The organism is Acinetobacter sp. ACNIH2 (assembly GCF_002934965.1).
Taxonomy (GTDB): Bacteria; Pseudomonadota; Gammaproteobacteria; order Pseudomonadales; family Moraxellaceae; genus Acinetobacter; species Acinetobacter tandoii.
Genome location: NZ_CP026412.1, coordinates 2235481 through 2260347, shown reverse-complemented (window position 1 = coordinate 2260347; position 24867 = coordinate 2235481). Strand labels below are relative to the sequence as shown.

Here is a 24867-nt window from a genome sequence, read left to right as displayed (position 1 = left end):
ACAAACGACTTTTTTGATCGGTACACATGAGTTTTTATCATGTATTTTTTTGGCATCAAGTTACACATTCAAAAAAGGGACTTATTACAAAAACTCACTTGGAGATGAGAATAAATGGGTTGAGCCCCCCTCAGGTATATCTCTACTCTTTTATGATCTGCACAAACAGTTAACAGGCTGTTAGCTGCTGCAACGCATCCAAGGAGGAGTTATGCGTACTACATCAGGAGTCCTTTCTGGACTAAATCCAACTGTCTCAATTGGCGCTAAATTATTACTATTTGTTTTTATTTCTTTTTGTATTTTTCAGGAAAAACAAGCTGGTAAGTACTTTGAACTCATTGCAACTGCACTTTTGCAAAACGCGAAATGGTTTTTACTACTCCTAGCTACTTTTTTATTAGGCTTCCTAATTTACCTTTGTATGAGTCGTTTTGGTCATATTCGCTTAGGTAAAGATAACGATAAACCTGAATATAGTAATATCGCTTGGATTTCCATGCTCTTTTCATGTGGTATGGGTATCGGTCTAATGTTTTGGTCTGTTGCTGAACCAATTAGTCATTATGCAAGTAATCCTTTTACTCAAGGCCTATCAGATGAGTCTGCAAGAATGGCAATGCAGCTCACCTTCTTCCACTGGGGATTACACCCTTGGGCATTATTTTGCCTTGCCGCTGTTGCTTTAGGCTATTTCGCCTATCGTAAAGATTTACCTTTTGCAATGCGTTCAGTTTTGTATCCACTTATTGGTGATAAAATCTACGGCCCTATTGGTAATACCGTTGATATTATTACTATTGTTATTACTGCTTTTGGTATTTCCCAATCTTTAAGCATGGGGATTCTAGAACTTAATGTTGGGTTGAATCACTCTTTTGGCATCGCTGTTGATGTCAAAATTCAACTGCTCATGGTATTTGTTCTATGTGCGTTAGCAACTATTTCGTTAATGTCAGCAATTAGTAAAGGTTTTAAAATTATTGCTGAAGGCAATATGATTATTTCTTACCTTCTAGTTTTTATTATTATTTTTATTGGCGCTACGCGTTATATTTTTAATACCTTTTTTGAAGGTGTTGGTGACTATTTACAAAACATTATTGGTATGAGTTTATGGAGTGATGCACAAAAAGATACAGGCTGGCAAAACTGGTGGACTGCTTATTATTGGCCTTGGTGGATGACGTGGGCTCCATTTGTAGGCTTATTTATCGCTCGTATTTCTAAAGGCCGTACTATTCGTGAAGTTATTCTGGGTTCTCTTGCAGCACCAACTTTACTAACTTTTATCTGGATTGCCGCTTTTGGTGGTGCTGCACTAAACATTGAAAAAACTAACCATCAGCCACCTGCACACGAAGTTGTCGTAAAAACAACTCAATCAAGCAACACGGCTAAAGACCAAATAGTTACACACGAAATGACAATTGCTGAGGCAACAAAGCAGGATCCAGCACGTGCAGTATTTGTATTCTTTGATCATTTAACGCCAAACCATACTACTCAAGTCTTTCTTAGCGCACTGCTTTGTTTATTACTCGCTATTCATGTGATTACACTAGTTAACTCTGGGACTTTAGTACTGTGCTTTTTAGACTCGAATGGTGATCCTAACCCTTCCATCAAAATACGATTAATTTGGAGTATTATTATTCCATTGATTGGTGGCGGACTTCTACTTGCCGGAGGCTTACAAGCCATTAAAACTGCTTGTGTAATTGCGGGCTTTCCTATCTCCATTTTACTTGCAATTATGTGTATTTCATTAGTAAAAAGCTTGCGTCGAGACCCTCAAGCTTGGGTAATGATGCCCGAACATCTATGCCCTGATGAATTTAAAAAGCAGAATGAAGCCAAGGAAGATAAAAATTAAATATCATATAAAAAAGGGATCATTTTGATCCCTTTTTTATCTCATCTCGCTTAAATCATCCTAAGCCTTTTTGTCCAACTTGTCCTGGAAGCTGATCCAACAACCAACTGCGAAATTGTTTAACACTTGGAGGAATTACACCTTTATCGATAGGCTCAAGCATACTGAAATTTGCATCTGTTCGTAATACTGTATCAATTGGTCGAACTAATGCACCGCTTTTTAAATAATCATCAACCAATGAACCCCATGCCAATGCAACGCCCTGTCCATTAATGGCTGCTTGTAATAACATCGGATAATTATTGATGTTTACTCTATTTTTAGGCTTGACCACAGGATAATTTACAGCTTCAAACCATTCTGACCAAGTAATCCAATCTTTTTGCGAATCATCTAAATATAATAAACTTTTAGCGAATATGTTTTCATATTCATTATCTTTATTGAATTGTGAGAGGTAGTTTGGACTGCAAACAGGAAACACTTCCTCGGGAAATAAAGTAGTAACCCTCATATCAACTGGAGGTACTCGACAATAAAATAAAGCTAAATCAAAATCCATTTTATATAAATCCTGAATATTTTCAGTAGTCAATATTCTAAGATCAATACCTTCATCTTGTTGAAAAGCAGAAATTTTAGGTAATAACCAAAGTGCCGCCATTGCATTAGTTGTTGCAACTGTAACTTGATGTTCTCCCTGCCATTTTTTTATTTCAGCAGTCGCTTGAGCAACATCTAACAAAGCACTATAAATGGTTTTATAATATTGTAATCCTGTAGGGGTTAAAAAAATGTTGCGATTTGCACGAACAAATAATTCCTTACCCAAATATTCTTCCAATTGTCTAATCTGTCGACTAATCGCACCTTGTGTGACATTAAGTTCTTCAGCAGCTTTAGTAAAACTTAAGTGACGTGCAGCAGCCTCAAAGACAATGAGACTGTTCATCGGAGGAAGTGGCTTGATCTTCATGGACACTCCTGATTTGTCCTAAAATTATTCCATTAACATAAATATTAAACTAATAATCTATACTGAATTACTAGGATAAGAATTTTATTAGAGTCTCATAATTATATCAGGAACAGAAATGATAAAAACTATTGAATCTATGAGAAAATATCATGTATTTGAAGGACTGAAATCTTCTAAAATTAACATATCATCATCTTGTATATTAAATCGTTAATCAAATTAATATTTGAATGGTAGCTAATCATTAATGGTTCTATACAAACTTAGTGTATGAGACATACACTTCTTCAATTTTTGATTGTTTGATATCTTAAACTACCTCATTTTTAGTAGATAAGTTTGTGATAGGTTTCTCTCAGCTAATAGCTTTCTCAGGTGTTACACTTTTAATGATTATTACACCTAGCCCTAACATAATTTATCTTATTTCACGATCAATCTCTCAAGGAAAATCGGCTGGATTAATTTCATTAGCAGGGATTTATATTGCCTTTGCCTCTTTAGGAATAAAAATTTCTATTTGCTATTCTTTATGCATATGACACTATAAAAATATTAGGTGCTTTATATTTATAATGGCTCGCTTGGAATGCTGTAAAACCCAATGGTGTATCTGCATTTCAAACAATTGAGTTAAAACCACCTGATAGTGTTACAAAGCTATTTCTCCTGAGCTTTCTAACAAATTTATTGAATCCTAAAATTGCTATTATATATTTATCGCTACTGCCGCAATTCATCCGATCAGATCATGACGGCATTTTTATTCAGTCTATGATATTAGATACAATTCAAATTCTTGTCAGTGTTTTTGTTGATGTCTTAATTGTATTTTCGGCTGGTTCTATAGCAAGTTTTATGAATCGGAAGCCTATGTCGGCTCAAGTACAAAAATGGATGATGGGAATGGTCTTATCTGCTTTAGCTGCTCGACTTTTAGGAGACGGTAAAAAATTAAAAATAAGAGAACCTCAGTTCCCTACTTATTTTCGACTAGCCCTCAATCCATTGATTGATTTCCCTAGCTGACCAAACAATATACCCTATCTGTTCCCACACGAATTCACTTAACATTGGGACCATATTACTTATGTCTTTCATCCATAATGTTATAAATTATTGTTCTGCTTTAGCCTATCGAAACATACGGCAATCCATCAATAATTCTTTAATTCCAAAAAGTGAAACGTACTGAAATGATGTCAATTTAACTCAGAATAATAGACTTCTTTCATGAATCATACTTTACTCTGCTCTACATTATAAATGCCCGCAATCAAATTGAATCTTAAACCAAGTCTTTTCCCTCTATTCCGATAGCACCCTACAAGAATTTTTGAACTTCTTTAATGTTCCAAATACATGCTAAATGCCTATTCTTCTTTTATTAATTTCTCGATTATTTATTTTTAATAAAGCTTCTAATACACATCATTTTTTAGCCTTAGAGAGTAATAGGCTAGCTCAGGTAGAGAAGAATTTTATCTTCTTCACTTAACTTTGATGGTCTGCTTTTAGTTAAACATGTTTCTTTAATTGCTCAACCATTAAATAGAAGTTTGACTTATGAAAAGAGACCTAATATCAATGTACTATCTAGGATCAATCTACTTGTTTCTAAAAAGTGCTCCAGATCCTAGCTATATAGTTTATTGTGATTGATTATATCTGGGTTTAATGGAAATTTATCTGGATATAATTTGTACCTTTCAATATAAACCTTACGCTTCTGATCATAAATTTTTTTAATTTGTATTAGATCTATATAAAGTAAGTCTCGTAAATAGATGTTGTTGAGGACTAAGATTGCCAATGCTTTTGAGTTTTTCTCATTTTCTATAGCTATAAGTGTATTTTCTATATTTTTAAATTGGGCAGTAGACTTATCTAAGTTGGTTTCCGCTATTTTTTTTAACTCATCATAAAAAATATAATTTAAATCGGGGAAAAAATAATATTTCCATTTTTGTGGTGGCAGATGTTGACTGTATTTTTGTTCAATTAGCTGTAATGATTGCTGTTGCTTTTTTAAAGGCACACTAGCTTGATATTTTAACTTTTTAATATATGGTAGGTACTGAAAACCAAATTTATCCAGCATTTGTTCCAAACGAAGCTTTTCTTTTTGAAATTCTAATTCTTTAATTTTTTTACCAAAATTAGCCCCCATTTTTGAACCGATTAAAGCTCCTACTCCAGCTCCAACAATCCCTCCGACTACAGGCAGAAATACAAGGCTTCCCAGACCAAGACCAACGGATGTACCAACTTTTGCCATTGTAAGGCTACATACAGTTTTAGAAGAAAAATCGATTAACACGTTTTTGTTTACCGAGTTTTTATCTCCACCTGCTCTTAATAAACGTTGTCTTTCATATATTGCAGCAATTCCTGCTCCAATTGGCAAATGGATATCAAAGGAATCAGATGCTGCACTGCCATTAGCATGTTCTATAGTTGAGTCAAATTGTGTCGTAATTTCTCTATAATTAAAATTTTCCAATGGCTGTATATTATCTATTCCAATATTTTGGTAGGTATCTTCAGGAACTAAATAGGTGACATCTGGGTGGGCCAAGGCCTTCATTTTAATGCTATCTATATCAAGGATAGTTTTGACATTTACAAGATTGTCATCAATTTTTAAATCCCAGAGTTCTTGATTGGATGTACTCGCCCAGACAATTTCATGGCTTTGCCTATCTAGGAGGTCACTCACTTTTTGTTCCCCGATATAACCGATTAAACGATTTCTAAAGCCTAAGAAAGAAGTTTCATCTTTCTCAAACATATTCAACATCAAATAGTTTGAGACATCTAAGGCTGAAGTTAACTCTTCTTGGCTACTAAAATCGATAGCTTTAATTACGTTTGAATCAATAGTGTAAACTTGCCATAAATACTCACCGACAGCCAGGCTTGCTGGAAAAAAACATGAATAATCTGCCTTTTTATTTTCAATAGGTAAATATAAACTTGCACGAGTATGCTCACAGCGATAACGATGCAATTTTACCTTTCTTATAAAAATAAAACTGCTATAGCCTAAAATTGTCACCACGAAAAAAATTAACCAAATCATAAAAATTTATTCTTAAGATACATACGACGGTACTTGGATCGAAAGCTGGCTTTTCAGTTTCTCTACCAACATCGGTATCTCTTCATCATGGTGTGGTTCATATGGCGTGTCAATTAATCCCTCAGCTCCTAATAGCTCCATTTTTCGTGCTTCAATTTTGGAACGAGAGGTAGAAATAATTTCTAAGGGTTCCTTAAACTCAGCCAATGTGGTTCTAGTTTTACTTAATTGTTCACGAATACGAGCCATACTTTCTTGAAAATACTTCTGATCAGTTTCAAAAGTTAGTAATGAAGATTTAATGTTTTTAATATAAGTCTTTTGCTCAACAACCGCAGACTCTGCAGTCGTAAAGGCTCGAAGACTTTCAATGGTATGATTTTCTTCGGGTCGCTGAAGTTTACGTGCAAGGTCTTGCATATCAGCTAAATCTTTTTCAGCAATATTAATTCGTTTGTTGCGAGCTTCGATATTGTCTTCATGGTTTTTATAGGTTCGTTCAATATCATGAAGCTCTTCAATTAAGTTTTTTTCGTCAATTTCTAATTGATCTATTTTTTTAGAAAATTTGTTTAAATATTCTATTTCAGCTTCTTCTACTTCATTTAAAGCTTTTAGAATTTGCCCTTCATAAAAAACACGAGATTTTTCACGCATTTCAATCTCAGCTTTTTCTTTCGCAAGACGTTCAAAATGAATTTGTTGTGCTTTTTTTAGTTCGGCTTCTACTAATTCTTGACGTTCTTGTTCTTGTTTCGCTTTAGCCAGTAAACGCTCTTCCTCTAACAATTGTTTCTGCTGTTTTTCTCTTGTAAGTCTTTCTTTTTCTTGAATCATCAATATTTCTTGTTTTTTCCGTTCACTTTGGTCTTTAGCATATTGAACCATGATTTCCTCAAACTCTTCAGGAATAGACTGATTAGTTTGTAGAATAAGATCACTTCGTTCTTGTTCAGGCAAATATTTATCGAATGTACCAAGTTTATATAGTACCCATTTCTCTTGTAAACGACTTGAGAAATACATCTGCAAAGTACGAGGTTGCATAAGTTTTGCAGAGATTAAGATAGTTCCAAGTATTATTAAAAACACATCTACAGCATATTTTGTTTGATTAAATGCTTTTTGATTTTCAAATTCTTCAATAGCTTGTTGCCTAAAAATTGGACTATCTTTAGTAATTGTAATTCCATATTTTTTTAATCCCTCCTCATTACCACGATCTACTGCTTGATCAAATTTAGTTAAAAAAGCTTCTCTTTCTATACGAGTGGATTTTAAATCAGATTGTAGTGTTTCTAATTGCCTTTCAATACTTTGAGCAACGTAACCACGACCATATCCTGTACCACTCTTACCACTGATTTCTACCTGTAATTTTTCATTAGTTTTATTTACTAACTGTTCAAGCTCTGCAATTTTTTTATCGCGACTTTCCAACCCATTCTTTTTCGCTAGAGCAATATTATCTTTGTACTGTTCCATCATTTTATTATCAATATCTGCTTTAAAAACCAATTGAGTCAAAAAAGGTGCGGTAATATATAAAGATAAACAGACGATTCCAATCCTGATAGCAAATGGAAAATATTTTGCTATAAATGACTTGATACCAAACTGTGAATAAAATGGTTCTCTTGTTGATTCCAAACCATTCAAGGTTTTTTCATGTTCATCTTTTAATAGGTCAGCAGATGCCATTGATCGGTCAAAAAACCACATTAGAAGAAAAACAAATCCACCTACAATGCTCCAACCGATGTAAGGTGAATTAGGAGTAAAAGTACTACCTAAAAATCCCCATGCAAAACCTTCAGATAAAGCTGCAAGAATCATGATAAAGGAAATAACAGTGAGATAAGTCGAACCACCACTTGTTAATAAATTTTTATGATAGGTTTTAAGAGTGAGAAAATCCCAGAATTTGATAAAAATATTCGGCTCTTTGTTCATAATGTGATGAATTTTGATCTAATTTTAAGAAATTGTATATTATTGTAATTTTTTGTGCATTATTTTTTATATTAATTATTGATCAATTAGTAAAAAAGGAAGAGTAAGTTTTTAACCTTTTCTGATGCTTATGTAACAAAGTAAATATGAGTTCAGAATAGTACTATCTAATAACGTCACCGTAAGAAAAAACTTCTAACCACCTCTTTTACTAATTGATCTGTAGCTGACGAGAGGTACGAAGTTATTTTCAGGCTAAGAGCAAAAAATTGCTTGCTTACTGAGAAGGGCGCTTAGGGCCCAATCGTTGTTTGGTTTAGTCTAAGTTGACAGTAAGCTTCCGTTGATAATAAGTGGTACATACCCAATATAAATTTAGGCTTATTTTACGCTCCAAAAAATACTCAAAAGCTGCATTTTTCCTAATTAGATACATCAAAAAATAAATTTAGTTGTGAAAAGCTATATTGGAAATATCTTGAAATAGCTCTATTGTTCTGATTGTATCAATTATGCATTGAATTACTAATTTACTTACTTATTATTCTTAGTCTCATTCATAGGACTGTAAAACCTATTGTAAATCAGACACAGCTACCACATTTAATTCAATATTGATAGCTGCTTAATAGCTTTGGTTTTTTAATGACTAACAATAATTTTTCTCAAGTAGCCACATTCATTTGGTCAGTTGCAGATTTACTTTTTGTGATTTCAAACAATCTCTATATGGGAATGTAATTTTACCTGACAGGCACACTAAAAAATGGGGAACTATCAGATCGAGTCAGAGCTAATATTTTTAAATTGTTGAATTTTATAAAATTCAACCAAATGAAACTAGCTGGTAATTTCATTTGGTTCAGTAAATAATTGAAACATCATTTACAATTTCGACTTTATACAAGTTATAACCTAAACAATCTTTTAAATATCATCAAGAGTTTTTGGTTTATCTGATGAACTTGTTGGCACTTTGAATTCAATACCCGCTTTTTTGAAAAGTTTTGGATACTCGACTAGAGCCATAGTTGAATTTTTAGCAATTCCAGAAATATCACCAATTACGCTTTTCGCATCAACTAGAGACATTCCAGTATTAGTAAGACTCATTGGATTGGTCATTAAACTAGTACTTATCTGTTTAGCTCCAACTGCCAATTCACGTGCAGTCAAACTTGCTAATGCAAAATTTGTTGCAGAGTTCAATAAATGCTTCTTCTGTTCTACATTCAGTGCAGAAAGTTTTGATATTGTGGCATCTTCATCTTTTTGAGAGGCTTCTAACACTGCATCAGAAATAGCTACAATTTGCTTTTGAATAGCATCTTTTTCTTTCAAATCGGACGTTGCCTTCAAGCTCGCCTGTTTAGCTTTTAATTCATCTGAATCCTTTTTGCTAGCAAGTAAGGATGCTAAAGCTGTACGACTCTGAATAAACATCGCATTGGTTGCTTTAGCTTGAGTAAAGAACCCATTGATATCCATATTTGAAGAAGATACACCAGTAGCAGATTCGGATACAGCGGAAGCTAAATTACTCAGCGATCCAAACCCTGCAGAAACATTTGATACCCCTACTGATGCTGCTATTGCTACAACAATCGAAATTTTCTTCATACCATTTACCCTTATTGTGAAGAATCGGCTTTTTGCACGATTTGATTTAATATTTTTGGTAACGCCTCAAACATCTGAATGTTATACATTTCATGACGATGCTGATAATCGATCCCTTTCAATCCAATTTCTTGTTGCAAACCATAAGCCCCTATTTTTTCAGCCTTTTGGTTAAATCTGCGCGCCCCACTAGCCATAACTAATGTGGCATCACAATTACTTTTGTCTGCATTACATCTAATACTGTCTTGCTTCACTTCTAGCTTAAGCACTGGCTGTAAACATTCATCTGTTGGAATATAAAAGTTAACTTTCATATCTTTTTTAAACCCAGCATTTTCAGTCATAGCTATTACTGAGTCTTTTAGTAAAGTCTGTCCTTTAAATCCAGAACCAGTCGCATAAAATGGTCGTTTAGATTGGCTGGTAAAAGCGTGATAAATCAAAGGACCAAAACCATAAAATGGAATTTCACCAATTTGTTCTGTATGTAGGCCTAAACATAAAACACGAGATTGCTTTGAGTCCCCCACAGGGGCAGAACTATCAAGCAAAACACTGTCTCCAGAACGCACAGATAAACGATCACTACTGTTAACTGGAAAGTCTAATTGCGCATTAACTTTTGTGCCTTGACGTTCTAAAACAGTCGCTTCCCATGTTGGAATTAAAATATTACGTCCTGCTGCTTTATCTGAATGATAAACATGGACTTTCATTCCTGTACTTAAGCGCTCGCCAGCATCATCAATAACTATGTTCTGACCACTTGAACCAGAGATTTTTAAATCAGAACGAGTAAATTGAATCCCTTTTTGAAATTGTTGACCCAATTTCAAAAGTGCATTTTTCAATACAATTTCTTTACGTGCCTCTAAAGAAAAACCCATTCCTTCTGAAATCACGTCTTTAATATCATCGGTTGCATGTGTGGAATAAATTACCCGGCCAGAACGGTCAATCATTTCAGCAAAGACTTCACTATGAAAAACTTGTTGCTGGGTTATTTTTCCAATTTGCTGCTGATAAGCAATCACAGGGATGACATTTATACGGATGAAAAATTCAGGTAATTCACGTTGGTTTATATCTTCACTTTGCGATAATCCAGTTTGTTCAGCAACACTTTGTGCCATAGCACCATAACGCCGATTGACTGGTGTCAAAGTAAACGAGGCTTGTTCACCTACTGCATCAGAAAAAATTTGCTCGATTAAATCTTTCGATTCACCTTGATAAGTCAGCACATCAACCACCAAAGCTTTGGGCTTATTCATAGCCTGTCGTGTATTGGTTGAAACTTTACTAAAGTGCTTACTACTGCCCTGCATCAAGACTGGTACAGCCACAGAATAATCACTGTCCGCATGCACTACACGAATTAAATCACCATCTGCTGAGCTGAGCTCATCTTGTGCAGCAATACCTTGCTTAAAGCCTTTATCTAAAACAAGATAGGATTTCCACTGATCAATCACTTGTGTTTCTGTTTCAGAAACTTTCAGTTTTGATCTTAATTCTTGAGTCACTTGTTGCGTTAGTATCAACAAAGTACTTTGAAATTTCTGCTTAATTGCTGTTTTAGTTACGCTAGAATCAATCTCTGTAGCAAGTACCTGAATTGGTTGTGACAAGGTCTTACTGTCACTATATATAACCTCTCCTGATAACACATTGGTGAGTTTTAGACTTAAGGTCACTGGAAGAAAAATTTCGGCAGTCGAATCCTTCCTCACAATGTATTCACTTGCACGCAAAACTTCTAGTGATGCGATATAAGTGCGATTTTTCGTTTTTTGTGAAATGGTATCGACAATCTGTTCATCGAAACTTTGCTTTAGACTTTGTACAAAAAGTTGCTCAACTTGTTTACGAATGCTTTCATTGTCAATCGCTTGACTGAAATCACATACAATTGAAGAACCATTCGCTTCGTATTTGCTAGGATCATTACGACAAGGTTGCTCTAGCCCAAAAATTCCTTTCGATGGGTAGATTTGAATATTCGCATTTGCCCATGCCGAAACAAGCATCGGCATAGCTAAACATAAAGCTTTTAACTTTATTTGCATTGTGTGCCACCAATACAAAGTGTAATCGTATTGCCAGCTTGTAAACGCTCAGCACTTGATAGAGTTGGATTTACTTTACGTAGTGCTTTAGCCAATTCTGCACTAACAGGTTTCTCACTCTTATAAGTCATGGTCATTTCGACCAATTTTCCATCCTGAGTGCGAATATCGATATTTTCTGCACCATCCATTTCATCTAAGGCAATGTATAAATCATCTCCTAAACGAGAAGAAACATTGCCAGAAATACTTTTCACAAAAATGGTAATTTCTTTACCATACATAGAACGATTTTTTGCATAACCCAGAATCTGTGGCCCTACTTGGCTAACGGCCAATTCGCCAAGTTTCTTAGCAACATTCGTACGGCAAGAATCTGTAGTCGCACCTGTCGAAGATTCTGTACGAGTTTCGCCACCCATTAAAGTTGAATCATCGACTGAATAAATTTTAAAACTAACAGCACCATCACAGACAAATTGCCCAGTAGCACTCGAACGACCACGATCATAAATATAGGAGCTACCCGCCATAAACCAATCGGCTTTTTCTTTACGTGCAGCGATTACAAGTTTATTCAGCTCTGTATCACTCATCAGTTGTTGAATCGACATACTCCGTCCATTCAAATATTGACTTCTAAAACGGTCAGAATCGAGCAAACGTAAATCATAACGTGATGCAGAACTAGCAATTGAATTTAAGGTTTGATTATCACGCTCAGCTTTAGTACTTGGAGTTTGATATTCCACATATTTGACAAAGCTTTGAATATCGTTTTGTCGTTCTGATTGACTATATTTAGCTGATTCACTAGCGTTGTAGCTACTTGAAGAAGCTGATTTACCTGAATTATTATGGCTTGCTGAACGAGCGGAAACACCAACACCCGCCCCATAGTAATTATCATAAGCATAACCTGATGCAGCAGCTGAACGCCCTTTTGAAGAATAAGAATCTGAAGCACTGGCTTTGGCACTTTCGCTGGCTTTGTAACTAGCATCTTCATCATAGCTATAGCTACGATCAGAAAAATATGATGTAAACTCTTTAACAGGTTTCGAATTATCTTTTGGCACCCCAAAATATTCATCCATTACAATCATAATTGGACTAGTTCGGCTATTTTTCTTCGCCAGCCCTAAATCATTGAGAATTGAACGAAATTCTTGATCATCCATTTCGAGACTAACTTGGGTAACTAGCTCATTGTTACTATTGGTATTACTGCCTCGGTTTAACACGTAGCTGCTATCGATTTGTTTTACAATATCATCTAAATATTGATTCGCTTCGTTCATGGCTTGAGGGCCATTAATACGTTTAATCAGAGTAATCACTGCATCTTTTTTTGCATTATTGAATGCTTGGTTCCGTGTACTATTTAGGTCTTTTTTAATAATAGGTGCAGCACCCTCGCCATTCACTTTAACGATTTCAGCAGTACTAACTTGAACAATACCCAAGCTCAATAGTGTCAATATAGCCTTTTTCATAATTTCCCTCTTCGTTAAAGCTTCAAGCTAGAACTATAATTTCTTTATTAAATTTAAAGTGATATTTCACGTATACAAAAAACAAACAGATAATAAACAAAAAATAATTTTAACTCCATCACAGAATTCGAATTTTTTATTTATTTTTCACAAAAAAGAAGTAACCCGAGAAGTTCCCTACATATTTTCGACTTGCCAACATATCTTCAATCCACTGATTGATTTTCCAAGCTGACCAGCCAATTCGATTTTTTGTAATTTTCCTTTCTTAGGAATGGCAATCAGCAATAGTTGGATACTATCCCACTCAATTTGAAGAGGATGAGCTAAATGATAGCAAAATTGCTAATTCTAAGACTAAAGGCTTTGCTATTGAACCAGTTATTCAATACCCATTCAAAAATGGTGCTTTGATTAGTGGGTAATCCCCCCTAAAAATAATAGGACTTAAAAGTAGAATTTTCTCTTAAGATACAAGCAGGAGATTCTGCATGAAAACATCTAAATTTACTGACAGCCAGATCATGTCCATCTTGAAGCAAGCGGAGTCTGGCACACCTGTTGCGGCCCTTTGTCGTGAACATGGTATGAGTAATGCAACCTTCTATAAATGGCGTGCTAAATATGGCGGCATGGATACATCTTTGATGGCACGGCTGAAAGAGTTGGAAACAGAAAATACCAGACTGAAAAAAATGTATGCTGAAGAGCGATTAAAAGCAGAAATTATTCAGGAAGCGATGTCAAAAAAGTGGTAAAGCCATCTTGTCGACGTCAGATGGCTCAACAGGCAGTGGCCCAACATGCTGTTAGTATCCGTTTAGCTTGCACTGCATTTGGCATAAGTGAAACCTGCTACCGTTATCAGGCTAGACTCAGTGATGACAATGTGCTCATTGCAGAACGGCTCATTGAACTCACTGAGGAAAATACCGATTGGGGCTTTGGTCTATGCTTCTCGTATTTACGGCATGTTGAGAGTCACTGCTGGAATCACAAGCGGGTTTATCGCATTTACTGTGAGTTGGCACTGAATCTGCGTATTAAACCGAGAAGAAGACTAAAACGACATGTGCCTGAACCACTGAAAGAGCCAATACGTGCAAATCAGGTTTGGTCACTGGATTTTATGCATGATCAACTTTCCGATGGTCGCAAGTTTCGATTATTGAATGTGATTGATGATTACCGCCGCGAAGGCCTAGCCATTGAAGCAGGGTTCTCATTGCCCACAATTAGGGTCATTCGTACGTTGAATCAATTGCTGGAGTGGAGAGAAAAACCGTTAGTGATCCGATGTGATAATGGCCCCGAGTTTATCAGTCACGAATTTGTGCGCTGGGCTACTGAGCACGGTATTCGTATTGAATATATTCAACCGGGTAAGCCACAGCAGAATGCGTATATTGAACGATATAATCGGACTATACGTTATAGTTGGCTGAGCAAGCATTTGTTTGATACGTTAGAAGAAGTTCAGGATTACGCAACTGATTGGCTGTGGCATTACAATCATGAAAGACCACACCAAGCTAACAAAGGAAGGCCACCTCTAATGGCTGCTTAACCTCTACTTTTAACTTCGGTTATTTATGGGAGGATTACCGTATCACCCCATCCACGGAAAAGTTTTTGCACATTTGGGGATAAATGTGCAAAGGGATCATTCTCGTCTAAGTGTAAAAAATATTCACTTGCATCCTGTATATTTCTAATACATTCCATCAGTTCAGTAGAGGTCGTCCATTGCCTAAACTTATATCCACAGTCGGGTAAAATGGCTGTGTTAAGCAGCAATTTACTAAAATACAAATATGTATCTTGATCAAACTCATGCCCCCCATTACTCGTATTTAAAAACTTCTCAAGCACAGGATTTCTGTGGCTATTAACGTCCTCAAAAAAGTTAGTCAAGTTTTCCAACACATCAACAGACTCCTTGAAAAAGGCCGTCTTTCCACGCTCTTCATCTGACAACAACGCATATGAATGTGGGACTCTCAACCTCAATAACTTAAAAATTCTTTCATTTTCCATAATAATAAATAAAATCCACTATAACTAATTGAATATATTTAATGTTTAATTAAAAAACAAGTTTCATAATCACCTATTAATCACATTTTATTAAAATATAAATAGCATTATTTAGATCTATTAATTATCAAAATTTTAATTAAGATTCCATATTTCATAATTTTCCCCAACTAACGCAAAAAGTTTAATTATCAGTCTCACACCCCCAACTTGCTCAAACACTAAGCATCTCAATATTGGATACCATTCGGTCATTTAATGAGTTTTATTCCGTGACACTTTTGCAATATGACGTTCTAACAAATTTAAATTTTTTCAACATATCTATTCAATCAGCCAATTTGGCATGTGCAAATCAAACACAACACTTACTCAAAAGTTGAGCCAGTCAATTTCATTAATCAACTCATTCTGAGTCGATACTAAAGTAAAGGCATAAGATGAAAGATGGGGGGTAAAAGCAGATAACTGAACAAATTCACATAGGGTAGGTGAAATAATTTTGGACCAAAAACTAGAGCTTGTTGAGAATTAGCCATCCTATTGGTAAATCAAGAGGTGGAATGACAACTAAAATACTTGCTTTAGTCGTGAGTCTTGGAAAGTTAGTTAAATTCCGATTAATGCCTAGGCAATATGATTATTTAGCCGAAGTTAAACCATTGATTGAATATATGCATTTTCAAGTATTAGTGACAGACAAGGCATTTGATGCCAATTAGGTGTTAAAGGAGCTAGATGATCGAGGTACAAAGGCTGTCATTCCACCAAAAGCCAATCTTAAAGTTCAGCATATATTTCACAACTTATACCAAATCGCAATTAATATAATTTCAGAAATACTGAGCTGAGCAGGAGGAATTCTTGAACATCGTAAGTTCTGCTTTAGAAACCTCCAATAGATTGACTCAAATTTTAGAAAAAAATCATCAATTATACAGAACAATTGAGTACTATCGAACATAAGGACTAGGGCTGTAAGTTTGGTGTGGTAACTTAACTGATGGCTCTTAGCCCCCTCTCTTTTTCAAGTCAATTACTTATCCGCGATTCGGGTTATTTACTATAACCAATTCATCACCTGCTCCCCATACCATTCCATTATCTTCACCCGCTCATCCCAGTACTGTGCTCTGTTATAAGCCGAGCGAATTCTGTTTTGAGGAACATGAGCAAGCTGGCGTTCAATTGCATCGGGATTAAACAGATTTGACTCATTTACGACTGTACTGAATAGCGATCTAAAACCATGTGTTGTCATTCGACCTGCATAGCCTGAACGCTTTATGACTGCCAAAATAGATTCACTACGCATCGGTTCTTTATTATTTAGACGATGAGGGAAAAGTAATTCCTGATTATGGGTAAGTCTTAAAGCTTTCAGTTCCTCAATCATCATGTCCGTCAACGGCACACGATGCGGAAGACGATTCTTCATGCGTTCTTCTGGGATATCCCACTTACGCCCCTCCAAATCAAACTCTTCCCAGCGCGATTGCAGTAATTCACTTACCCGAACACCTGTCAGCATAATTAAGATAATGGCATGATGGGTTTGCTGATCGCTTGGGTAAGCTCTGACTTTTCCTAAAAACTCAGGCATCTCTGAAGCTGCTAACGATGCCAAATTTTTTACACGCTTATTTTTCAGCGCATAAACCAAATCACCCGCAGGATTATCGTAGCGATAGCCATGAGCAATGGCATATTTCATAACCATTCCACAACGAGATAAGGTACGTTTGGCTACCTCAAGTGAGCCTCTTGCCTCAATCTTTTTGATGATCTGCAAAATCTCAGGTGCTTGAATTTGGTTAATAGGCTTGTTAGCAAGAGCAATGTAAAGCTCATCCAAAGAAGCTCGAACATTGCTAATGTGTTTGGGTGACCATGTTTCTTTTTGATTATTAAACCAATCTTCTGCAACCTCTTGAAAATGAGGCTGCATCACTTCCGCCTCGACCGTATTTTTTAGTTTATACTTTAGATCAAGAGCTATCTCTCTAGCGCGTTTCAGGCTCAGCTCGGGATATATACCTAATGCCTTTGACTTCCTTTGCCCATTTTCTGTATATCGAATAGACCAGTATTTTTTCCCATTCGGATCGATTCGTAATGAGAGACCATTAATATCAGAAAGGCGATACTGTTTTTCTTGAGGCTGTGCTTTTTTACACATCACATCAGTTAGTGACATATCTTTATCCCACTTAATTAAACTTATTTAGTGGGTCAAATTGTCCCAATATTGACCCACGGAAGGCAAAAATAGGGTCAAATCGCTTAGGACAGCATCGGACAATACAGCCAATAAAAAAGCCCTTAAACATTGAGTTTAAAGGCTTTTTTATATTCCGATGGATTACTTCGGAAAGAATTTTGGTGGAGGTGGCGGCTACATAATTAAAATAATAAACAATTGATTATTAAATATTAATTTTAAGATAAATACTTGTCGTATAACTTCTGTATAACAAATACAAAAACCACCGCCCTATCAGTTCAAATCCCAATATAGAAACTAAACTCAGAAAATATACACATATATGGCCACATTTTCAGACGTACTAATAACAGGATAAAGGTAAATATCTGAATTTTTGATTCTAAACTTTAGGTCATGAAAAATAGGGGTTACAAAAGTTACAGATGCTTAATTATATAGTTATATATATGATTATTAACAATATATATTAGTTTTATAAAAGTTACATATAGGTAACTTTAAAGTTACATGTAACCTATTTTTGAGGTTACAACGTGTAACCTATTAAGTATATGATTTATATAAATTTAATGTATTTTAAAAAACTTTAGTAACCTCATGTAACCCCATTAAGGTTACAAAATATATTATTTAAAATCAATTACTTATAATATTAAAATCATGCTTTATAATTTATGTAACCTCTCTCATACCCTATATTTAGAGTTTAAAAGAACAGTCTTATTTAATTACTTTTTAAAGTCGCATCTAATTGAATCAGAGTGCATCAACAATCATTCATTAAAATCGGTCTAAGCCTTATGAAACATAAGCCTTAGAGCTTTTTCTGTTGTGCATCTAAAATGAGACATTTAGGAACTGCGCAGGCGGGAGAGGAGACTGCGTTTGACCTCACAGCATATTGGTTTAACCTGACCTACTGACCTACTGACCTACTGACCTACTGACCTACTGACCTACTGACCTACTGACCTACTGACCTACTGACCTACTGACCTACTGACCTACTGATCTACTGACAATTTTATAGAGCAAAAAAAAATGCCAAGCATTAAAACTTGGCATTATAAAAAAATAATAAATATATATTTTATATAGGTTTTTTGATATAATTCAGGTAACTATGGCTTAGTGATAGATGAAATTAAGTCATATTCTTTAAACTTAATAACTTCAATACCAAGCTGATCATTAATTTGTTTTAGTAGGTTTTGATAGTAAACAATCTCATTGTAATAAAAGACTCTTGCAGCCTTTTCAATATCACCAAACCCACCTGAGTTTTGCGGTACCACCCCCATCAATTGAGGTGGAATACGATGGCCTGCAAGTTGATCATCACGACTGGCAATCTTAATATTATAAAACTCATCCTTAGCAGCGACTTCGGCAAGAGGAATAACGTTTAAGCCTTTCTCTTTTCCTCCTGGTGTGTAGACCAAAAGATTCTTAAAGTTGCCTGCACCTTTTGAGTTTTGTAATGATTCTTCTAATGCATCGACATCTTTCTGTGATTTCATAGCATCAGTAATATGTAAAATAAAACCTGCATGTGCACCATTTTTGTAATAGCGTCTACGGAATAAAGTCGCAGCTTCATTTAATAAAATCGCATTGATGCTACTCAAATAATTTGGAACGCCATAAATTTCCTGCATGATATCAGCGTCAGCAACATGGATAATTTCTTCAGGTTCAAAAACATGTTGTTTACTTTGAAAGCCATCTAATTGATAAAACTTTGAAAGGTCAGTTCCCTTTCTCATATTCACGGCAGGACGTGATGTTAACTTCAACACACCTCTAAACCGATTAAATTGAATATGGGTATAACAGTTTGCAAAAGTAATTAGATTCAATGCCAAAGAATTAAACTCATGTCGGCTTAATAATGGATGTGGAATAAAATCACCTGAAAGAATATTACGCTTGATCACGATCGCACTGGTATGGTGACTGGTACCACGATAAAGTTTTGCAGTTGCAGCAATATCAAAAGGTAATTCATACCAATCTTGCCAGACAGGACAATAACCATATTCAAATAGTGCATGTCCATCCAATACTGGTTCTGGATCTCCGAAACTACTCATGATCATTTTTGATTGTGGTTGTTCTACAGGCAAAGATAAACCTGATCCTGATGCCGACATCTGCTCCAAACGTGGAAAAACAGTAGAAATAAGTTTGTCCAATATTCTCATTAATTAAATACTCTGATTCGGCTCTGATGTGCGCCAAGATGTGATTGATCAGCAACGTGAATAATTGGCGCATTCTCCAAACCATTCATCACTGCCCAAGCTATGTCACCATGCCCAGTTTCAGCACTACGACTGGTAACCAGTGTTTTATTTCCACCGCCACCAGTTAAGGCTTTTTTGATTGACAAGAATGACTTAGCAACAATTTGCAAACCTGCATCGAAATGTAGTCTACGCTTTTGAAATAGCTCTTTAACTCGAAGCCCCATGCGGATTTTTAATTCAGGGGTGTAGTTCAAGCGAGTCAATTGAGGAAAGAAAAGTTCAACGTGTTCAGCCACGGCCAAACCGTTGCCTGTGTTATCAATACCGATAAAAGTCACGTTGTATCGTCCACAAACCTTTTTGATATACAAAGCTTGCTCGCTGGCTTTCATTCCATGAAATTGTTTAATCTCAAGAATTCGATAGGGTTCAAGCGGTGTTTGTGGCGGTGCTATAATTGCTAAAGCTGCATTGTCACCTGTGAATGAAGGGTCATAACCTAACCACACTTCCCCTGCATAACGTGGATTCTGATTCGGGAAAAAGTCTTTCCAGACTTCCCAACTGTCGACCATGTTCGGGATGATTTCTTTTAATGGGAAGTAAGATCCTGAGTCATCGATAAACTCACAATCAAACAGATTAGAAAACTCTTCATCACCATATTCGGCTAATAGATCCTCACGATCAAATAGATCACAGCCTTTTTCTTCAGCATCTGTGAGGGTGACAATCTGCCTTGTTTTTCGGTCAGCACATTTGACTGGGGCTTTTAGTGCAGCTTTGCTGACATCGATCTCAATTGGCAGCTTGCGTTTGCTGTCTTTACCCGTCCAAAAGGTATAGGCTTCATGCAAAATACTGGATGGCGTAGACATATAAATTTGCTTATACATCTTTTGTGAAGCCATCGCTGAAGCGACTTTCTTGAACTGTAAAAATTTACGAATCCAAAAGAATTCGTCCATGATGACATCACCATGACGGCCTTGGGCTGTTAGCGCATTCGTCCCCAAGTAATAAACTGTTGCTTGGCCATTCGGTCCGTTAATAACAATCGGATCTCCAGTAAGATCCAAGCCAATCACATCCAATACAAAGGCTTTGATGTATTCAATGAATTGATATGCCTGCGCTTTGGATGCCGACATAAAAATTTTGTTTTTCCCAGTTTTTAATAAATCGATTAATGCCCAAAGCGCAAAAATAAAAGTGGCACCAATCTGTCGTGATTTCAATAAAATAAAGATTCGAGACCAGGAAACGGCATCCATCCATTCCTCTTGATAAACGTATAAAAATTCCTTGAATGCCTCTTCAAGTTTTTCCAAGTCCTCAAGCGTGATCTGATTTTTTAACTTTTTCTTTTTCGGAGCTGCATTACGATTTTCAAGATTCGGATTGAGATCTGTTTGTTTCCCTGATTCCAGATACTTTTGAATTTTTGCCCATCGCTCGAATTGTCGAGCAATCATGTCCATTTCTTTGTAATTCGCATTACTTTTATTTTCCATAAAAGTCAGCGTCATATAGCGAATTTTTAAACCTGTTGTCACCTCATCATAAACATCCGTTTTAGACCATTGATCGCGCTGCTTCCAACTTTCGACAGTCGAACGATTTTCCCCAGTATGTTTGGCGATTTCTGAGACAGACATACCCATTGAGAAAAGTATTCTTCCCTGCTGTCTTGGGTTCATGAGTTCTAGGAACGTCGGTGTATTTGTATTCATGTGCTTAATGTTGCTTTAAGCACAAAAAATCTTTGAGTGATGTATTCCTGATTACCGCTTAATCAGGATAGGTTCGATTGCACCAAACCATAGCTCCGAAGCAGACTTCAATCATCGTAAAAATGATATGTGGAATAACAAATGGCGGAGCTACCAGGAGAAGGACGTGTAATAAAACGCTTTCGAGTTGCTCGTGAAGGGCAAACTGTGGACGGGCGTGAATTGACACGCCAAGAAATTCAAGAAATGGCTGATACATATAATCCTGTGCATTATGGAGGACGTATCAACATCGAGCATTTTGGCGGTTGGTCACCTGAGCCACCGTTTAATGCTTATGGCGATATCTTGAAAGTCGAAGCCGTTGAGGAAAACGGAAAACTTCATCTTTATAACGAAGTATCAGCATTACCAAACTTTGTTGCAATGAACAAAAAAGGGCAAAAAATTTACCCGTCAATCGAGTTCTATCGCAATTTCGCAGGGACTGGAAAAGCCTATCAAGTCGGTTTAGGTATGACCGATACACCTGCTTCATTGGGTACTCAAGCCATTAAGTTTTCTTCAAATCCCAATTTGATCAGTACCAAACCTGATTCGGAGATCTATATCACCATGTCTGAACAAAATCCCAATGAAGGCAAAAACCTCTTGGATCAAATCAAAGAGGCTTTAACGATTACACCTAAGCCAAAAGAACAACTTAGTGATGAACTTGCCAATCAGTTAACTCAGGGCATTGTGCAATGTTTGAATGGTTTAAAAGTATTAACACAAGAAGTTCAGGAGCTTAAACAGTCGTTTAGCTCTCAACCTGTTACTAGCCCAACGCAACAAACGCCACCTGCAACAGCTCCAGTTCAGCAAACGCCATCTGCTGCTACGCCTGAACAACAGTCCACACAAAATGTGCCTGCTGCTCCTGATACTGGTTTGAGTGGAACTTTACAGCAGATTGTTCAAAGTATTAACGGCTTACAAAATCAATTTAACGCCATGAGCACAACCCCAATAAATCCACCGCCTGTTCACACAGGTAATACAGCTAACACAGTCGATTACTAAGGAATTAAATAATTATGTCAGTCGTTCTACAACCTCAAGCACGTCAGTTATTTAGTTCTTATAAAGCTGATGTTGCACGAGCAAATGGTGTTGAAAGTGCACGAGAAACTTTTGCAGTTCTACCTGCACCTACACAGAAAATTATCCAAGCCTATCAAGAAAATGCTGATTTTTTAAAGCTCATCAATATCTGGCCTGTTGATAATGCTAAAGGCGAAAAAATTTCACTCAGCATTGGTACAACCATCGCAGGCAATACCAATACCAACCAAAATCCACGCCAACCAACTCCTGTCGGTACATTAGATTTACTGGATGAATACGACTGTACTCAAACCAACTATGATGTGGCCATGAAATGGGTCTTACTGAATGCTTGGCGACATTTCCCAGACTTTAAGAAAAAGCTGCAGGAAATGGTGATTCGTGCGGTTGCATTAGACAAACTGTGTATCGGTTTTAACGGTCTATATCGTGCACCAACCAGTGACCGTGTTGCCAATCCATTATTACAAGATGTGAAAAAAGGCTGGTTGCAAAAAATCCGTGAAAAAGCACCTGAGCAACATTACAAAGGCGAAGATGTGGGTGGTGGTGTTTTTAAAACGCAAATTGGCGCTGCGCATGAATTCAAGACCATTGATGCCTTAGTTGAATTCGGTATTGAAGAATATATTGCGGAACAACATCGTGAAAGTGGTCTGGTAGTGATTTGTGGCCGTGGCATTTTAAGTGATAAATATTTACCACTGTTGAATGCCATCCAAGATCCAACTGAACAAATTGCTGCGCGTATTATTTATGCCAATAAACAGCTTGGTACGTTACCTGCAATGTACGTTCCACGCTTCCCTGCAAAAACCATTTTAATCACCTCGTTTGATAATTTGTCGATCTATCTTCAAAACGGCACTTTTAACCGCTCAATCGTAGATGAGCCTCAATGGGATCGTGCAGTCGATTATCAATCTATCAATGAAGACTTTGTGGTTGAAGACTACACAAAGTGCTTGTTAATCGAAAATATTGAAGTGGATGCTTAATTATGGGTATGAATTCAATGCGCCAACATCGTGAAAAGATGTTAGCAGAAAAAGCGTTAAAAGCGCAGCAAAGTCTTGATCCACGCCTAAAGCAAAGTGTTGCAGCAGATCTCGCTGCGAGTGCAGCTCAAGCGATCCAAACAGGTGCAGAACTTTTGGCAAATGTTCCAAACGTTGAACTGCGTATGTTCAATCATTTGAATATCTTAAAAGATATGAAGTCGATTCAAGAGCGTATTGCCAAAAAAGCGGAATGGTTGCCTGAGTATCAAGGTTATATCGATGGCTGTCTTGCTGTTTCGCCTGCCCCTCAAAATACAGTATTAGTCCATTTAATGATTTGGGCTATTGATGCCAATAAGTTTGAATTAGCTGTACGTATTGCTGAATATGCCGTGTTAAATGACATGGTTATGCCTGAAGGCTATACCCGTACAACGGCTGAATTTGTCACTGAACAATGTGCTGAAGTTTTTATTGATGATACTAGCTTTGCGATTGCCAATGCGTCCTTGATTGAGCGCATCATCAATCTTGGTGAAGGCGAGCAAATGGTCGATGAAGTTCGGGCAAAAATTTATCGTGCCTTAGGTGATGCATTGAACCAGGCACAACCAATGGAAGCTGTTTCAGCTTATAAGAATGCACTTCGATACAATCCAAGAGCAGGCTGTAAAAAAGATTTAGAACAGCTTGAAAAACGATTGCGTCTACCTGCAACTGAGTCGTCTCCCGACGCCACTGTCGGCTCGCAGGCAGTTTCAACGGCTGATCAAACAACCGATGGGGCTGATCCTGCGTCCACCGACTCCAAGCCAAAGGAGTAAACCATGCTTCTAAATGCACCTGTCACCAATGCCGAAGTACAAAATCCGATTGCTGAATATCCGAATGTCAGCATTAAAGATTTACTTGCTCAGGTGCGTTTAGATCAGTCCAAAGGTGAGCCTCTGTTAACTGAAAAAATCATATTGGCGATGGATACCGTCAACGGTGACTTAGACGGTATTGCTATCCAGTCAGAAGAACAGATTCGCAAATATAAACGAGCAGTAAGTTATGAAGCTGCAGCGCTGATTTGTGAAGATAATCTTGATTTTGATACCACGACCACAGGACAAGTACGTGGTGAAAATCAAAGAGAAAAAGCAGATGCTCTCCGTAGGATTGTTCAGCATACGATCGCTGATTTAACCAAGCGACCACGTAACCGAGTTCGGCTTATATGAAATCAGTCAAAGCTATACAGGGCGATACTTTAGAGTCGATTGCATATCGTTATTACGGATCAAATGCAGTCGATATGCTCCCAGCTTTAGTTGAAGCAAACTCAACGATTGAACAAATATTTTTAAACGAACATCAATCCATACAATTACCAGATTTAACCAAAGCTGCAGCACCACAAACACTCAAGCTTTGGGATTAAGGG

The 24867-nt window shown here is 36.6% G+C and carries 17 protein-coding genes and 3 pseudogenes; 8 read left to right on the top strand and 12 right to left on the bottom strand.

What is annotated here, in order from left to right; translation table 11 throughout:
* Window positions 1-211: 211 nt before the first annotated feature.
* The gene (locus C3F34_RS10650) at window positions 212-1876 is read left to right on the top strand and encodes a BCCT family transporter (RefSeq protein ID WP_104441552.1); all 1665 of its coding nucleotides are present in this window, start codon (window positions 212-214) and stop codon (window positions 1874-1876) included.
* 55 nt (window positions 1877-1931) lie between these two features.
* Here C3F34_RS10650 and C3F34_RS10645 read toward each other — a convergent pair whose 3' ends face one another.
* Window positions 1932-2855, bottom strand: coding sequence for a LysR substrate-binding domain-containing protein (locus C3F34_RS10645; protein ID WP_104441551.1), 924 nt, complete (start codon window positions 2853-2855; stop codon window positions 1932-1934).
* Window positions 2856-3199: 344 nt separating this feature from the next.
* Between C3F34_RS10645 and C3F34_RS10640 the strand changes: the two are divergent.
* Window positions 3200-3812 (top strand): annotated as a pseudogene (locus C3F34_RS10640) (LysE family translocator); the annotation flags it as partial.
* Window positions 3813-4096: 284 nt separating this feature from the next.
* Here the strand turns inward: C3F34_RS10640 and C3F34_RS20580 are convergent.
* The 6 genes and pseudogenes from C3F34_RS20580 to C3F34_RS10615 all read right to left on the bottom strand — a co-directional run.
* Window positions 4097-4223 (bottom strand): annotated as a pseudogene (locus tag C3F34_RS20580) (IS5/IS1182 family transposase); the annotation flags it as partial.
* Window positions 4224-4494: 271 nt separating this feature from the next.
* Window positions 4495-5940, bottom strand: a complete 1446-nt coding sequence (locus C3F34_RS10635; RefSeq protein WP_104441550.1) for an oxidoreductase — start codon at window positions 5938-5940, stop codon at window positions 4495-4497.
* Between the two features lie 12 nt (window positions 5941-5952).
* The gene (locus C3F34_RS10630) at window positions 5953-7893 is read right to left on the bottom strand and encodes a DUF4407 domain-containing protein (protein ID WP_104441549.1); all 1941 of its coding nucleotides are present in this window, start codon (window positions 7891-7893) and stop codon (window positions 5953-5955) included.
* A 927-nt stretch (window positions 7894-8820) separates the two neighbouring features.
* On the bottom strand, window positions 8821-9513 hold the full coding sequence (locus C3F34_RS10625) for a hypothetical protein (RefSeq protein ID WP_104441548.1): 693 nt from the start codon (window positions 9511-9513) through the stop codon (window positions 8821-8823).
* Window positions 9514-9524: 11 nt separating this feature from the next.
* Complete coding sequence (locus C3F34_RS10620; RefSeq protein WP_228155291.1) at window positions 9525-11585, bottom strand: hypothetical protein; 2061 nt, start codon at window positions 11583-11585, stop codon at window positions 9525-9527.
* Window positions 11576-13081 (bottom strand): hypothetical protein, encoded by a 1506-nt coding sequence (locus tag C3F34_RS10615; protein ID WP_104441547.1) that lies wholly within the window; start codon window positions 13079-13081, stop codon window positions 11576-11578. The genes C3F34_RS10620 and C3F34_RS10615 overlap by 10 nt, the downstream gene beginning before the upstream one ends.
* 491 nt (window positions 13082-13572) lie before the next feature.
* Between C3F34_RS10615 and C3F34_RS10610 the strand changes: the two genes are divergently transcribed.
* Window positions 13573-14648 (top strand): IS3 family transposase gene (locus C3F34_RS10610; protein ID WP_104440995.1). Its coding sequence is split into 2 segments (ribosomal slippage): window positions 13573-13825 and window positions 13825-14648, totalling 1077 coding nucleotides; the frame shifts between segments, so codons are not numbered across the junction.
* Window positions 14649-14671: 23 nt separating this feature from the next.
* Here C3F34_RS10610 and C3F34_RS10605 read toward each other — a convergent pair.
* From C3F34_RS10605 to C3F34_RS10585, 5 genes and pseudogenes are all read right to left on the bottom strand, one after another.
* Window positions 14672-15118 (bottom strand): hypothetical protein, encoded by a 447-nt coding sequence (locus tag C3F34_RS10605; protein ID WP_104441546.1) that lies wholly within the window; start codon window positions 15116-15118, stop codon window positions 14672-14674.
* A gap of 764 nt (window positions 15119-15882) precedes the next feature.
* A pseudogene (locus C3F34_RS10600) lies at window positions 15883-16082 on the bottom strand (IS982 family transposase); the annotation flags it as partial.
* Between the two features lie 99 nt (window positions 16083-16181).
* Window positions 16182-17315, bottom strand: coding sequence for a tyrosine-type recombinase/integrase (locus C3F34_RS10595; protein WP_104441545.1), 1134 nt, complete (start codon window positions 17313-17315; stop codon window positions 16182-16184).
* Window positions 17316-18466: 1151 nt separating this feature from the next.
* The gene (locus C3F34_RS10590) at window positions 18467-19498 is read right to left on the bottom strand and encodes a phage portal protein (RefSeq protein WP_228155290.1); all 1032 of its coding nucleotides are present in this window, start codon (window positions 19496-19498) and stop codon (window positions 18467-18469) included.
* A 50-nt stretch (window positions 19499-19548) separates the two neighbouring features.
* Window positions 19549-21327, bottom strand: a complete 1779-nt coding sequence (locus tag C3F34_RS10585) for a terminase large subunit domain-containing protein (protein ID WP_104441543.1) — start codon at window positions 21325-21327, stop codon at window positions 19549-19551.
* A 141-nt stretch (window positions 21328-21468) separates the two neighbouring features.
* Between C3F34_RS10585 and C3F34_RS10580 the strand changes: the two genes are divergently transcribed.
* From C3F34_RS10580 to C3F34_RS10560, 5 genes are read left to right on the top strand one after another with little or no spacing between them, the layout of a single operon-like run.
* Window positions 21469-22392 (top strand): GPO family capsid scaffolding protein, encoded by a 924-nt coding sequence (locus C3F34_RS10580; RefSeq protein WP_104441542.1) that lies wholly within the window; start codon window positions 21469-21471, stop codon window positions 22390-22392.
* 14 nt (window positions 22393-22406) lie between these two features.
* Window positions 22407-23435: a phage major capsid protein, P2 family gene (locus tag C3F34_RS10575; RefSeq protein WP_104441541.1), complete on the top strand. Its 1029-nt coding sequence runs from the start codon at window positions 22407-22409 to the stop codon at window positions 23433-23435.
* A gap of 2 nt (window positions 23436-23437) precedes the next feature.
* On the top strand, window positions 23438-24262 hold the full coding sequence (gpM, locus tag C3F34_RS10570) for a phage terminase small subunit (RefSeq protein WP_104441540.1): 825 nt from the start codon (window positions 23438-23440) through the stop codon (window positions 24260-24262).
* 3 nt (window positions 24263-24265) lie between these two features.
* Complete coding sequence (locus C3F34_RS10565) at window positions 24266-24664, top strand: head completion/stabilization protein (RefSeq protein ID WP_104441539.1); 399 nt, start codon at window positions 24266-24268, stop codon at window positions 24662-24664.
* A complete protein-coding gene (locus C3F34_RS10560) occupies window positions 24661-24864 on the top strand; it encodes a tail protein X (protein WP_016167146.1) in 204 nt (67 codons plus the stop codon). The genes C3F34_RS10565 and C3F34_RS10560 overlap by 4 nt, the downstream gene beginning before the upstream one ends.
* Window positions 24865-24867: the final 3 nt, after the last annotated feature.